This is a genomic window from Microcoleus sp. B5-D4, from assembly GCF_036705145.1.
GTDB lineage: Bacteria > Cyanobacteriota > Cyanobacteriia > Cyanobacteriales > Microcoleaceae > Microcoleus.
In genome coordinates, this window is sequence record NZ_JAUBTV010000086.1 from 15961 (window position 1) to 29547 (window position 13587).

Sequence of the window (13587 nt, forward strand, 5' to 3'; positions counted from 1 at the left end):
TGTTGGTAAAACCCGCCCCTACGAGCGAATCCCCAAATTATACATTTTGATTTATCTGTGTGTGGGGGGGTTTAGGAAATTATTTGTTTGAGGCAATTATTGTTAGTGAAACCCGTCCCTACGATTTATGGAATTTGATATTTCTCCGCTCTGGATCTCTCTAAAATCCTCCGCTATTGCGACATTTATTACCTTTTTCCTGGGAATAGCCGCCGCCCGGTGGATGCTTTCAACTCACATCAGAGGTAAAGCTTTAATTGAAGGGATTTTCATTTCTCCCTTAGTTTTGCCGCCAACAGTAGTGGGATTTTTGCTGCTGCTGCTGTTTGGGAGAAATGGGGCGATCGGGCAATTCTTGCTACAATTCGACTTAACTATAATTTTCACTTGGCAAGCCGCCGCCATTACTGCCACAGTTGTATCATTTCCCCTCATGTACAAAACTGCTTTGGGAGCTTTTGAGCAAATTGATGCCAATCTTCTCAATGCAGCCCGCACTTTGGGAGCCTCAGAGTGGCAAGTTTTTTGGCGGATTATGTTGCCGCTAGCATGGCCGGGAATTTTAGCAGGAACTATTCTCGCATTTGCTCGCGCTTTGGGTGAATTCGGCGCGACGTTGATGTTAGCGGGGAATATTCCCGGACAAACTCAAACTATCCCGATGGCAATTTATTTTGCTGTGGAAGCAGGGGATATGAGGCAAGCTGCTATTTGGGTTTTGATTATTCTGAGTATTTCTTTGAGCGTCCTAACTGCTGTGAATTTTTGGACTGATTTACAAAAGAGATCGCGCAAACCAAATTCGAGCCAAAGACTGCCATCAAATCTTGCTAAAGTCGCGTCTATTTTTACCACAAATTCCAAAAAACAACAACCGAAAAGCGGACTTTGTTTAAGCATTTTTAAACCTCTCTCCAGCTTTGCTTTGGATGTCGGCTTTGATATCGGCCCGGAAGTGCTGGGAATTTTGGGGGCGTCGGGTTCCGGCAAAAGCATGACTCTGCGCTGCATCGCTGGTTTGGAAACTCCCAGCAGCGGTAAAATTGCAGTCAATGGCAGGGTTTTATTTGACTCAGCACAGGGCATTAATGTAGCTTCTAAAGACCGCCGCATCGGTTTTTTGTTTCAAAACTATGCTTTATTTCCTCACCTGAGTGTTGCTCAAAATATTGCGTTTGGCTTGCAGCATTTATCTGAAAGTGAGCAAGAACTTCGGGTAAAAGAACAGCTAATTTCGGTGCAAATGTCGGGACTGGAAAACCGCTACCCGCACGAACTTTCGGGCGGCCAACAGCAGCGGGTGGCTTTGGCAAGGGCGATCGCCCCTTCTCCCGATTTGCTGCTGTTAGACGAACCGTTTTCTGCTTTGGATACTCACTTACGCAGTCAACTGGAACGCGAGTTAATGCAGACTCTGGCTAATTATCGGGGAATTACTTTGTTTGTCAGCCACAATTTAGAGGAAGTTTACCGGGTGTGCAAAAATCTGTTGGTATTGGCCGAGGGAAGGCCGATCGCCTTTGATACAAAACAGAACATTTTCGATCGCCCGCGCAACTTCACCGTCGCCCAGTTGACTGGCTGTAAGAATTTCTCTGCAGCTAAACCGATCTCCGTAACTCTCGTCGAGGCGATCGACTGGGGCTGTACTCTGACTGTAGTCGAACCAATTCCCAAATCTCTAGTTTCTGTGGGAATTCGGGCTCATCAACTGAGTTTTGTTAGCGGGTGCGATCGTGAAAATACTTTTGCTTGTTGGATCGCCTCGACTGTGGAAACTCCGCACCGGGTGACATTATATCTCAAATTGCACTCGCCTCCCAATGATTCCCAAGATTATCACTTGCAAGCCGAAGTTTTCAAGGAAAAGTGGAGGGCTATTAAGGATAATCCTTTTCCCTGGTATGTTCATTTCGAGCCAATTAGGTTAATATTAATGGAAGCCTGAGTGAACTAGCAATATAGCGTTAACCGTCAACTCTCAACAGTTAACCGTCAACCGTCTACACTCAACAGCTAAATACATCTTAACCACAATCAAATCATGACTGAAAAAGTTCAAAAAACCGACGCAGAATGGCAACAACAACTCACGCCGGAACAGTTTAAAGTCGCCCGAAAAAAGGGAACGGAAAGAGCTTTTAGCGGCGAGTATCACGACAACAAAAAACCCGGAATTTATAATTGCATTTGCTGCGGTACGGAGCTATTTAAATCAGAAACCAAGTACGATTCCGGTACCGGTTGGCCGAGTTTCTACGCTCCAGTTAGCGAAGAAAATGTCAAGTGTGAGTCCGATAACACCTTGTTCATGCGCCGAACAGAGGTACTGTGCGCTGTTTGCGACGCTCATCTCGGTCACGTATTTAACGACGGGCCCAAACCTACCGGTCAGCGTTACTGCATGAATTCTGCTGCTCTTAATTTCGTTCCCAAGGATTGATTCTTTTAGGGGCTAGCTAGAAGCCCAAGCCCTACTCCCCACAAAAAATAAATCCGGTTGTGGAACAGGCATCTTGCCTGTTCACCTAGCATTCACTGAGAAAAAATAAATCCGGTTGTGGAACAGGCATCTTGCCTGTTCACCTAGCAGCCCACGCCACAAACAAATTCTCTTGCAGCACAATCAGGATGTTGTTCCGGGCAATTGATGTTCAAAATGCACCCATACTGCTATCTTATGGTGGAGGCAAAAAGAGTAAAAAATAGTGGCGACATGGGGATGGTATATCAGCGAGTTTTGCTGAAGCTCAGCGGTGAAGCGCTGATGGGCAGCTTGGGCTACGGCATCGATCCGATAGTGGTTCAGTCGATCGCCCAGGAAGTGGCCAAAGTCGTGTCCCAAGGCATTCAAATCGCGATTGTTGTCGGTGGTGGCAACATTTTTCGCGGGGTGAAAGCTGCTTCGGCAGGGATGGATCGGGCAACGGCTGATTATGTGGGCATGATTGCTACGGTGATGAATGCTATCACTTTGCAGGATGCCCTTGAACAAGCAGGAGTGCCAACGAGGGTGCAATCGGCGATCGCCATGCAAGAAGTAGCTGAACCCTACATCCGGCGGCGGGCGATTCGCCACCTCGAAAAAAAACGAGTAGTGATTTTTGGTGCCGGTTCTGGCAACCCTTTTTTTACTACTGATACTACAGCCGCTTTGCGGGCGGCTGAAATTGATGCAGAGGTGATTTTTAAAGCTACTAAGGTAGATGGGGTGTACGATTCCGACCCCCACCTCAACCCCAACGCGCGCAGGTATCAAACCCTCACCTATGCCCACGTCTTGAATCAAGATTTGCGGGTGATGGACAGTACGGCGATCGCCCTTTGCAAAGAAAATAATATTCCTATTATGGTATTTGACCTCTCGGTGTCGGGCAACATCTACCGAGCTGTAATGGGAGAATCTATTGGAACTCTTGTCGGAGGTTTTTGTGAAGTTAGCTGAAGCAGAAGATCATATGCAAAAGGCAGTTGAGGCTACTCAACGGTCTTTTAATACTATTCGGACGGGACGCGCCAACGCCTCTCTCCTCGATCGAGTCATGGTAGACTACTACGGTTCTCCAACTCCGATCAAATCCCTTGCCAACATCGGCACGCCGGATGCGACTACGATCAACATTCAACCGTTCGATCGCACAGCACTCACCTCGATCGAAAAAGCAATTTCCCTGTCGGATGTAGGACTCGTGCCCAACAACGACGGTTCAGTTATTCGCTTGAACATTCCGCCGCTGACGAGCGACAGACGCCAAGAATTTGTCAAAATGGCCAGTAAGTTTGCTGAAGAAGGTAAAGTTGCAATTCGCAATATCCGCCGCGATGCCGTTGACTCGATTCGCAAGCAGGAAAAAAGCAGCGATATCTCTAAAGATGAATCCCGCGACTTGCAAGATAAAATTCAAAAGCTGACGGACAAGTACATTGCCAAAATAGAAGAAGTTCTGGCAGCGAAAGAGAAAGATATCACAACTGTTTAGGGAATGGGAAATTGGGCATGGGGAATAGGAATAGTTGTGAGATTGCCGAGATGCGGCCGCTAACAACGTGCAGACGATGGATGAGTTGTGAGTTGTGAGTTAAAAACTCAAGATTTAACACTCATTAACTTACCAATTCCTCCTGTCCCATGACCAATCACCCATTACCAGTTGTCCGGTGAAGGAATTCGTCCTGCCATTGTTAGCGGATTTAAGGCTGCTGAGGCGATCGATCGAGCTCTTGGAGATGCCGACGACGCCTCGGCAGCCGTACACTCAATCGATCGCCCAAGAATGCAACACTGATATGCTTTGGGCTAGTCGCTGGGCCAGAGCCTTCTATCAGTTTACAGGATCTGCTTACAGAGCGGGCGTCAAATTGCCGATGACTACTCAGTTGATGAGCAAAATTTTGTGTGGCGAACCGCGTTATGCCGATATCGCTAACCGCGCTTTTCAAAAGCTCATGCCGTTATAGAATGAAGGAAGAGGGAATAATACATATTCTTAAATCCCCATTACTTATTCTTGAACTCAAATTCTTACTCGTTAACTTAAAAATAGGAATTACGCACTATTCCTCAGAAAGCCAGTTGATTCCTAGATTTTTCGTTCCCCAACCCGATTAATTCCAAGAAACTCGGTTCAAAAGCGTAAATGCTATTTTAAATTAAATAAAGTCGATGCGAGGTTTTTTTATACAAGCCCCGCGCTGCTCATAGAATCAATCTCAAATACTATTGGAGGCAAAAAGCGGTTTGAAACGTTACTAAGAGCGCGGTAAAGCGCTTTAGGACCAGCCTGAATAATTACATTCTACCTAAATCCTGTAAAATATAAAATCTCAAATCGAATGATAATTTATTTTTATAAAGTAGAGGAGCCTTATGGCTGCTTTTCTAATTTTTCACTACACGACATTTCTCTGCACGGTCAATATTGGTTGACGGTGGAACATTACTATCAAGCCCAAAAATTTGTCAGCACCGATCAAAGATTAGTGGCGGCGATTCAAGCCGTAGCAACTCCTCAAGAAGCCGCTAAATTAGGTCGCGATCCCAACCACCGGATTCGCGCTGATTGGGAAGCCGTGAAAATTCCCATTATGCGCGAAGCAGTTTTAACTAAGTTTCTCACTCATACAGACATTCAAGCTATTCTTCTTGCCACAGGGGATCGATTGATTGTCGAGGATTCGCCAACGGATTACTACTGGGGATGTGGCTGCGACCGAACCGGTCAAAATCATTTGGGTAAAATTCTGATGAGCGTGCGCCAAGAAATTAGTCAGGGCCAGGGGCGCTGATATAAACTCAAATTCTTTCGTTAATTATCATTATTATATGAAGTTATACAACAAATGTCAAGTTATCCTAACAATAAATAATTCTCCTACTGAGATTTTAAGATTGCGAGAAATTTATAAGAGCATTAAAATAATAATTATTATTTGCTTAAGTCGCTCTGCCTGTTGAAGGCAAGGATTAAACTGGCGCGATCGCAGATTTGACTTGCCCCAGCCCACCGGAGGCGATACACCGTCGTCTCTGACAAGTGCGCGACGGATTAATTGTACAGATCGGTTGAGTCAAAAACTCAGGGTGAGGCATTTGAGTTTGAACGATCCCACAGCACATCAAAACTTCTTATTATCATTGTATAAGTACAAAAGGAGATTTATGCAACTCAGAGAAAATACGCAAGAATTACATTATAAACTAGACAGAGAAGTTTTGATACGGCGGATAACAGAACGCATTCGCCAATCTCTAGAATTAGAAGATATTTTAACCAGTACGGTAGCAGAAGTGCGGTCTTTTTTGAAAACAGATCGCATTATGATTTACAGGTTTAGTACCGACGGCAGTGGAGAAGTTGTTGCTGAGTCAATTAATAACAACCATCTCCCTTCCTTGAAAGGACTGCACTTTCCAGCAGACGACATTCCCGCCAGCGCCAGGGAGATGTATCTCACTTTGCGCCAGCGGACAATAATAGATGTTAACTCCGGGACGATCGTCCTGAGTCCCCTCGATGCAGCAGACACCGGTCAACCCTTAATAAAAGAGGAGATGCACTACCGATCGCTCGATCCTTGCCACACCGCTTACCTGATGGCAATGGGAGTGCAATCTTCCTTAGTCGTGCCGATTGTCCACCGCCGGATCGTCTCGGAAAACAGCAAAACAGATATCTGCCAGGCCGCGACGTGTCTGACTCGATACGAGCCAGGAAATAATCAAAAAATTCACATCGAACTGTGGGGACTTTTAGTGTCTCACCACTGTGCGCCCCTCAATATTTCACCAGCAGATTTAGAAGTAGTTCAGCTCGTATCAGATCAATTGTCTAGCGCTATAGCCCACGCGCTCCTCCTCCAGCAAACCCGCTCTCAAGCCGCCCGCGAAGCTACCGTGAGCCGCATAGCAGCCCTGTTGTATGGTCACGTCAACATTCAACTGCAACAGGGTTTAGAAGCCACCGTCACCGCTTTGGGTGGCAGCGGTGGCAGACTCTATCTCAACCAGCCGAAAATCAACGGTGAAAAGTTATCCCCTCCCAAGATTGAAGGAGGATTGCCAATTGCCCCGGCCCACAGTGATGCTACCTTTGAACTGTTCACCACAGGAGAACAACCGACACTTCCCAACTGGGAAAAAGTTAAGGCGATCGAAGCTCATCCCCTCTGGCAGGAATGGCTAACCAAAGGATTCAAAAATACCGAAGAATTTCCAATTTTTACTAATTCGCAATTCCCAGTTTCGATAATTACAGACTTATACAAAGAACCTCTATTTAGAGTTTTAGTTCCCGCTTTCCAAGCTACTAAAATTAGGGGTTTGCTGGTAATTCCCCTCCAGTACAAACAACAAGTAGTCGGCTGTTTGACCATTTTTCGCAATGCAATTGATACCGAAAAAATGTGGGCGGGGCGCTTTGACAGCAGCGCTGCACAAACCCTTCCCAGACAATCCTTTGAAACCTGGCGAGAAATAAAAAAAGGTCAGTCGCCAGAGTGGAAGTGGGAGGAGATCGAGCAAGCTTTAGCTATAGGCAGCCAATTTTGTTCGGCAATTGGGCAGTACGTTCTTTATAAAGAAGTGCAAACTCTGAATGCCAACTTGGAGCGCCAAGTTCAAGAACGCACCGCCCAATTGCAAAAATCCTTGGACTTTGCCAAAGTATTGACGCGAGTTAGAGACCAGATTCGCAGCACCTTAGATTTAAAAATCATACTGCAAACTATTGTGCGAGAAGTCAGAGTTTTGTTGGATACCGATCGCACGGTAATCTACCAATTTGCGGCAGACAAACAGGGCGAGGTAGTTGTCGAAGCTGTTTGCGGCCAGTGGCGGTCAATTTTAGGTATCAAATCTCCAGAAGGATGCTTTCCCGAAGGCTCAGACTGCTTTTATCGAGCCGGAGGGGTGGGAGCAATTAATGATATTTATACTCATGATTTAACACCCTGTCACCGCGAATTTTTGGAAGAGTTGCAGGTGAGAGGAAGTTTAATTGTGCCAATGAAAGGCAAAGATTCCCAATTGTGGGGGTTGCTGATTGCCCATGAGTGTTCGGGACCGAGAGTTTGGCACACAGCAGAACAGGAATTGGTGCAACATTTAGCGGCTCAAGCTGCGATCGCCATTCACCAAGCAGAACTTTATCAAGAAAGTCTCAATGCAGCAACTGCCGATCGATTAAAAGCCGAACAGCTAGCTAAAACCCTCACAGAATTGCACAATACCCAAGCCCAACTGATTCAAACCGAAAAAATGTCCAGTCTCGGACAACTTCTGGCCGGAGTCGCCCACGAAATCAATAACCCCGTTAACTTTATCTACGGCAATCTGTCCCACGCCAGCGAATACACCAAAGATTTACTCTGCTTGGTGGAACTCTACCGCCAGCACTACCCCAATCCCAACCCAGAAATTAGCGAGTGTTCCGAAGCAATCGACATCGAATTTCTTGCCGAAGATTTGCCAAAAATTTTGGGTTCCATGACAGTCGGAGTTGAGCGCATCCGCCAGTTAGTTGTATCTTTGCGTAATTTTTCCAGGAGCGATCAAGCCGAGAAAAAAGCCGTTGACATTCACGAGGGCATCGACAGTACCCTGTTAATTTTGCAGCACCGGATCAAAGCCAATTCTGAGCACAAAACCGTAGAAATTATTAAAGAATACGCCAATTTGCCCTTAGTAGAATGCTATGCCAGCTCGCTCAATCAGGTATTTATGAATCTGATCGGTAATTCCCTTGACGCCCTAGAAATGGGAAAAAAAGAGCGAGTTATGAATCTTCCCTTTAAAGCGACAAGTGCAGCGGCGACGCATTTAAGCTCCCAAATACGGCCTATCGAGTCAGGAGATATAAAGGCAACCACCGAGTGTTTGATTCCTGATTTCCCATCCCCTTGCATTCGGATTCGCACTGAATTAATCGATGAAAAAACGGTAGGAATTTGCATTGCCGACAATGGTCACGGCATCCCCAAAGAGTTAATCTCTCACATATTTAATCCGTTTTTTACTACTAAACCCGTAGGTCGGGGCACGGGTTTAGGATTGTCTATCAGTTACCAAATTGTAGTTGAGAAACACCAAGGCGTACTTAAATGTGTTTCTGTACCCGGTCATGGTACAGAGTTCTGGATCGAGATTCCGCTGAATTAGGCAACCGTCAATCGATTTTAGATTTTAGATTTTAGATTTTAGAGGCGACCCCACGAATAAATGCGGGGGCTGGAGGATTTTCGATTTTCGATTTTGGATTGATTCCACGGATAAATCACGTGGCGGGTAGCATCAAGAAATTCTTGGTCAAGGCAAGATTAGCTTCACCAGAACAGAACCGATCGAACCGAGAAGACTCATAAAGTCGCCGCGGCTGGAAGTGCGGGGCTCCGTAGGCTTTTGGCGCGCCACAATGGCTTCGCCTAACTGCTTTGACAACTCCTCACCTTGGGGATTTCCTTGATCTGCAAAGAGTTTGTTTGCTATTGCAGCATCTTGAGCCGCACCGGCGAACTCTCCCAAGTCAGCGCGAGACATACTGCGCGCAAAATAAACGGCTGCTAAATCCGATTTCAGATTCAGGGCTTGATTGTAATAATCAATGGCGTTTCTGTAGTTTCCTGCTTGAGCTTCCAGCACTCCCAACCGGTAGAAGTCTTCAGCGGTGCCGATATTGGTTGGCATTCCTCTAACTCCGAGCAGTTGCGCGTTAGTTAAATTGGCGTTGAGCAAATTGGCGTCGCTGAGATAGGCACTTCTCAAGTCAGCACCGCTGAGGTTGGCACCGGTGAGGTTCGCCCCCGTCAGGTTGACGCCAAACAGGCTGGTGCCGCTGAGGTTGGCACCGCTGAGGTCAGCCCCGGTGAGGTTGGCTCGACTGAGGTTAGCCAATCTCAAGTCAGCACCTTTGAGATTGGCTCCGGTTAGGTTGGCTAAAACCAAGCCAGCACTGCTGAGGTCGCAGTTGGGGCACTGTCGGGTGGCTAGTAATTGTTGCGTGTGTTGGATGTTCTCGGCGGCGGCAGGAGCGATCGGGGCGATCGCGCTCAGCAGCGTTGCAGCAGCGAGGATTCTGAGTTTCATTTTAACCGTCCCAAATCCAAAATATTAAATCTAAAATAGCTTTTATCCAAGCAATTGAAAATCACCATAACACAAGTTCACCCAACAAATCTTTTGACTTGCCTTATGTAGGAGTTCTGTGCGCCATCAGCACCCTACATTGAAGTTCTCGGCCTTACCTGAGTTTCAAATAAAGATTTCGCTGCCAATAAATTAGGGTATTGACCCTCCCCTGGCTAAAGCCGATGGGATTCTAAGAGGATGTTACGAAACGGGATAAATCCGCGCTTCTTCACATTTTCTCTCTAGTTTCAGAAGATTAATCCTTCTTGGGGCAGTCAATGACCCCCTAGACACTCCGGCAAAGCCATTGTGCTTACTTTTTCTTCCGATATTTGCTGAACCATTCAAGTCACTGTTAACCAGATGTTCCTCTTTTGTCCGATACAATCCTCGCTTAATTCGTTTACCAGAGAACTGGTAATTCTTAGGATTGTCGGCATTGTAAACAGGTACTTCATCACCATCGATAGCACTTGCCTTGCTGGTATACGACTCTTCCTGTTCGGTGTAAACCAATCCGTATCGCTCACACAGCGCTCTCAACTTAGAACGCAAAGAATGAAACGGGATTTGTACAAAGTTCTGGTTGTTGCACTTTCCGATGTTGATTTCCTGTTTGATTCCAGGATTATAACCAACAATCAGTTGTGCAATCTGGTTATCAATGCAGTGGTTGACTATAAACCGTGCTGCCTTGTTCAGGTAATCTCTCACCTGATTATTGCGCCTTGCCACCAGCTTTACTTGCTGGTTGGTAATACCTTTAATTCCCTGCTTATCCTTGATGGATTGCAGACAAGCATTGCGTTTGTTGTACCACTGGTTAATCGATTTAATTGGTTTGCCATCCACAAGGAAGGATGCCCCATTGGTATCAACACAAGCAGCAAGGTTGTCTACTCCCAAATCAATGCTAATCGCACTACTGGGATTGACTTCTACGGGTTCTGGTTCTACTTCGTTGATAAATTCAACCTCGAAGTATCGACCGTTGTATTTGGGGTGAATGCGAATCTCTTTGAGGGATTCGTAGTCAATGCGGTCGGGAAAGTTGAGCCAGACTTCCCCAAACTGTTTCTTGAACTGATTGGACATGGGTATCCGAAACTTGCCGTCTTTGATGACCAGTCTCGGTACTTTTGTCTTGTCCTTACGGGTAGACCACCCGCAAGGGATTATCAGCAAGAAGTAGCCGTCTTTTGGCAAGTAGTGAGGAAGCTTAACTCGCTGTTGGTAGCTTCCTCACTACTTGCACTAATCAATCCGTAGAAGCTTTTGAATGTTCGGTCTACTACCTTGAGTGTCTGTTGAGCAATATCAGTGTTCAGCAACTGGTAGTTCTCGTTAACCTTACACTGGTGGTAGTTGGACTCGTAGCGCAGGTGCTTGCGTTCCTCAAAGAAGTATTGTCGAACTGTGTAAAGCCCAAGGTTGTAGAGGTTCTTACTCAGTCGGCACAATTCCTTGAGAGCCAAAAACTCGGACTTATTGAGTTCTCGCACTTGGTTCTTCTGGGCCAGGTACATAACCATCTTTTCGCTACTGTGATAAGTATACAGCGAAATGGCAGGATGAATCCTGCCTATCCGTTTTCCTCCCTGGTCTAAAGACGCAGGGTTTCCAACGAGGATTGTCTATGAAAACCTCATTACCCTTTAGCCGCTGTTCTCGGCAACCATAAAAATTAACAAATAAATTAGTCGTGAATCGTGCCGTCGGGCATCGTTGTACCCTTAAGATATACTCCGCTCAGATTAACTTTTGTAAGGTTGGCTCCCAACAGGTTTGCTCCGCTTAAGTCTGACGCACTTAAAATCGCTTCAGTCAAGTCTGCCCTAATTAGACTCGCCCCCATTAAGTCAGCTCCGCTAAGGTCTACTTTGCTCAAGTTCGCGCCAATTAAATCGCATTCTGTGAGCACCGCCCTACGCAAGTTTACTCCGTAAAGATTTACTCCGTGCAAGTCTGCACGGCTGAGTGTTGCGCGAGATATGTTGGCTCCAATTAAAGTTGCTTGGATCAGAGAAGCTCCGCTCAAGTCTGCTTTGCTGAGATTTGCTCCCATCAACTCAGCTCGATTCAGGTTAGCTTCAAGTAAAAGTGCTTCTGTGAGGTCGGCTCCACCTAAGTCTGCTTTGCTCAAATTAATCTTGCACAAATTGGCTTTGCCAAAGTTGACTCTGTTAAGTTTGGCTTTGCTGAGATTGGCTCCAATCAGGTCGGCTTCATACAGGTTGGCTCCAATCAATTCTGCTTCGTAGAGGTAGACCTCGTGCAGGTAGACCCCGCTAAAATTTCTTTCTCCTATTGCGTATAGCTTGAGCAGTTCGTCAACGTTCATTGTGGCTTCTCTACACCTTTTAAATGAAGAATACTGTCAGCCAACTGGTTGCACCGGATGTTCTGCTATTTTAGATTCTGAAATATTCACACCCAGCCTGAAACTTCCCTCAATCTGCAAGCTTTGAGTATAAATTAGATCGTTTGGTGAGGGTGAAGGACAAAGCTGCATTCTCTTTTCCCTTTGGTTAAAAATTTATCTTTAAAAATTTTAACAACAAGTTCGATCGCACTTCCTAACTAAATCCCAAAGATTCTACGTGGAAACTCCGATCCAACCCATAACTTTTTATGGGTAGTTGAGCTTACTGAGTAGCAATGTGACCAGGATCACAAAAAAATGCTAGTAGGATCACATAGGAACTCCGCTTTCGATCACAGCAGGCGGGCAAAAATAGCCGATACTTATACTGTAATGCTGAGAAATTGACAATGCCACCCTCGTCGTGTTTTACTCAATTGGCGATAAAGCCAGTAGTTTCACGGATACTTGCCCGCTTGCTGTGAAAGTCGGTTGCAACGTCACTCGGCGCTACCCGCTCCGGGTAATGAGAGTGCTGATGTATCAATATTTCTCGCACAGCGAAAGCCAGAAATGCACTTCGGGGACTAGGGGAATGTCTGTATAAAAATGCGATCGCTGGTGTACAGACATTCGCCTGTTTGCTAGCACCTAATGACTAAAAAGCGCCCATACGTTCGCACAAATTACCAAGAGATACCAGGAAAACCATGATAGATGTTTAACAATAAAAGAATAAATGGTATTCCTTAAGAGTCACCTATTGCCGCTAATCTTAGAGTCGATCGGTTAACGGCTATCAGTATTAGCAATGACGCTTGTCCATCAAATACAAAACTGACCCAGAAACCGGGTGTTTTACCCAAAAAAATCGTTGCAACCTTGCTCTAGGTTAAAATAATCAGGTTTCTGAGCATCTGAGTGCATCCAGGAAGGAAAAAGTTGAATGAGAACGATCGCTTTTGTATTGCTTCAGGGCAAACAAAAGGTCAGCATTTAGGATAGGAGCAGCTTTTGCTCCCTTGTCAAACAAAGGTATTGTAGAACGCGAATCGTGAGGTAATTGATATGGCTGGAGTATGTAAACTTAGCATCACAGAGACAAGTGAAGAACTAAAAAACCTGTTAACTGAACAAAAAACGGCAAGCGGCTTTCAAAAAATTCAAGCACTTTACCTGTTCAAAATTTGTCATGTTAAGACAGTTAAAGAATTGGCAATGACCATCGGGGTAAATCGAATTACAGTGCAGCGGTGGCTCAGAAAGTACCGAGCTGACGGACTCGAAGGACTCCTCGAAACAAAGCACAGCGGCGGCCGTAAGCCGGCCATTCCTCCTGTGGCCCGCGCTAGTTTGGCAATGCGCCTCAGCGACCCCCAGGAAGGCTTTAAAAGCTATGGAGAGATTCAAGAGTGGTTGCAGCAGGAATACAGCATTGAGGCTTCCTATAAAGCGGTTTATGCAACAGTCAGATATCACCTAAAAGCCAAGCTGACGAAAGTCTAGACTGTTCATACACGTCGAATTAAGGAGCGCGAATTAAATAACTTACAATTTTAATTGTTATTGTGGGATGGGCGTCCCGCCCGTCCTTTTTGGACGG

General features: G+C 45.8%; 13 protein-coding genes. 8 read left to right on the forward strand and 5 right to left on the reverse strand.

Annotated elements, in window-relative coordinates; all coding sequences use genetic code 11:
- Positions 1 to 127: 127 nt before the first annotated feature.
- From modB to QUB10_RS28000, 7 genes are all read left to right on the forward strand, one after another.
- Positions 128 to 1948, forward strand: coding sequence for a molybdate ABC transporter permease subunit (modB, locus tag QUB10_RS27970; RefSeq protein ID WP_333206471.1), 1821 nt, complete (start codon positions 128 to 130; stop codon positions 1946 to 1948).
- A gap of 96 nt (positions 1949 to 2044) precedes the next feature.
- Positions 2045 to 2443, forward strand: a complete 399-nt coding sequence (gene msrB / locus QUB10_RS27975) for a peptide-methionine (R)-S-oxide reductase MsrB (RefSeq protein ID WP_333206473.1) — start codon at positions 2045 to 2047, stop codon at positions 2441 to 2443.
- Positions 2444 to 2716: 273 nt separating this feature from the next.
- Positions 2717 to 3445, forward strand: a complete 729-nt coding sequence (pyrH, locus tag QUB10_RS27980) for a UMP kinase (protein WP_333076369.1) — start codon at positions 2717 to 2719, stop codon at positions 3443 to 3445.
- A complete protein-coding gene (gene frr / locus QUB10_RS27985; protein ID WP_333206474.1) occupies positions 3432 to 3980 on the forward strand; it encodes a ribosome recycling factor in 549 nt (182 codons plus the stop codon). The genes pyrH and frr overlap by 14 nt, the downstream gene beginning before the upstream one ends.
- Before the next feature lie 178 nt (positions 3981 to 4158).
- On the forward strand, positions 4159 to 4458 hold the full coding sequence (locus tag QUB10_RS27990; protein ID WP_333206476.1) for a hypothetical protein: 300 nt from the start codon (positions 4159 to 4161) through the stop codon (positions 4456 to 4458).
- Between the two features lie 375 nt (positions 4459 to 4833).
- Entirely contained in the window at positions 4834 to 5286 is a 453-nt protein-coding gene (locus QUB10_RS27995; RefSeq protein ID WP_333206477.1) for an NADAR family protein, read from the forward strand.
- Positions 5287 to 5659: 373 nt separating this feature from the next.
- Positions 5660 to 8656 (forward strand): GAF domain-containing protein, encoded by a 2997-nt coding sequence (locus QUB10_RS28000; protein WP_333206478.1) that lies wholly within the window; start codon positions 5660 to 5662, stop codon positions 8654 to 8656.
- A gap of 147 nt (positions 8657 to 8803) precedes the next feature.
- On the opposite strand, the gene QUB10_RS28005 is transcribed toward QUB10_RS28000, so the two are convergent.
- The 5 genes from QUB10_RS28005 to QUB10_RS28025 form a co-directional block, all read right to left on the reverse strand.
- Positions 8804 to 9580, reverse strand: coding sequence for a pentapeptide repeat-containing protein (locus QUB10_RS28005; protein WP_333206479.1), 777 nt, complete (start codon positions 9578 to 9580; stop codon positions 8804 to 8806).
- 243 nt (positions 9581 to 9823) lie between these two features.
- On the reverse strand, positions 9824 to 10717 hold the full coding sequence (locus QUB10_RS28010) for a transposase (protein ID WP_333206480.1): 894 nt from the start codon (positions 10715 to 10717) through the stop codon (positions 9824 to 9826).
- 83 nt (positions 10718 to 10800) lie between these two features.
- On the reverse strand, positions 10801 to 11154 hold the full coding sequence (locus QUB10_RS28015; RefSeq protein ID WP_333206481.1) for a transposase: 354 nt from the start codon (positions 11152 to 11154) through the stop codon (positions 10801 to 10803).
- 164 nt (positions 11155 to 11318) lie between these two features.
- The gene (locus QUB10_RS28020; protein WP_333084313.1) at positions 11319 to 11963 is read right to left on the reverse strand and encodes a pentapeptide repeat-containing protein; all 645 of its coding nucleotides are present in this window, start codon (positions 11961 to 11963) and stop codon (positions 11319 to 11321) included.
- 36 nt (positions 11964 to 11999) lie between these two features.
- Entirely contained in the window at positions 12000 to 12134 is a 135-nt protein-coding gene (locus QUB10_RS28025; protein ID WP_333206483.1) for a hypothetical protein, read from the reverse strand.
- A gap of 918 nt (positions 12135 to 13052) precedes the next feature.
- On the opposite strand from QUB10_RS28025, the gene QUB10_RS28030 reads away from it, so the two are divergent.
- Positions 13053 to 13490, forward strand: a complete 438-nt coding sequence (locus QUB10_RS28030) for a helix-turn-helix domain-containing protein (RefSeq protein WP_333206484.1) — start codon at positions 13053 to 13055, stop codon at positions 13488 to 13490.
- The last annotated feature ends 97 nt before the right edge of the window (positions 13491 to 13587 follow it).

Coding starts and splice junctions, on each gene's coding strand:
- modB (WP_333206471.1), top strand. CDS start 128: ATGGAATTTGATATTTCTCCGCTCTGGATCTCTCTAAAATCCTCCGCT.
- msrB (WP_333206473.1), top strand. CDS start 2,045: ATGACTGAAAAAGTTCAAAAAACCGACGCAGAATGGCAACAACAACTC.
- pyrH (WP_333076369.1), top strand. CDS start 2,717: ATGGGGATGGTATATCAGCGAGTTTTGCTGAAGCTCAGCGGTGAAGCG.
- QUB10_RS27995 (WP_333206477.1), top strand. CDS start 4,834: ATGATAATTTATTTTTATAAAGTAGAGGAGCCTTATGGCTGCTTTTCT.
- QUB10_RS28000 (WP_333206478.1), top strand. CDS start 5,660: ATGCAACTCAGAGAAAATACGCAAGAATTACATTATAAACTAGACAGA.
- QUB10_RS28005 (WP_333206479.1), bottom strand. CDS start 9,580: ATGAAACTCAGAATCCTCGCTGCTGCAACGCTGCTGAGCGCGATCGCC.
- QUB10_RS28010 (WP_333206480.1), bottom strand. CDS start 10,717: ATGTCCAATCAGTTCAAGAAACAGTTTGGGGAAGTCTGGCTCAACTTT.
- QUB10_RS28015 (WP_333206481.1), bottom strand. CDS start 11,154: ATGGTTATGTACCTGGCCCAGAAGAACCAAGTGCGAGAACTCAATAAG.
- QUB10_RS28020 (WP_333084313.1), bottom strand. CDS start 11,963: ATGAACGTTGACGAACTGCTCAAGCTATACGCAATAGGAGAAAGAAAT.
- QUB10_RS28025 (WP_333206483.1), bottom strand. CDS start 12,134: ATGCAGCTTTGTCCTTCACCCTCACCAAACGATCTAATTTATACTCAA.
- QUB10_RS28030 (WP_333206484.1), top strand. CDS start 13,053: ATGGCTGGAGTATGTAAACTTAGCATCACAGAGACAAGTGAAGAACTA.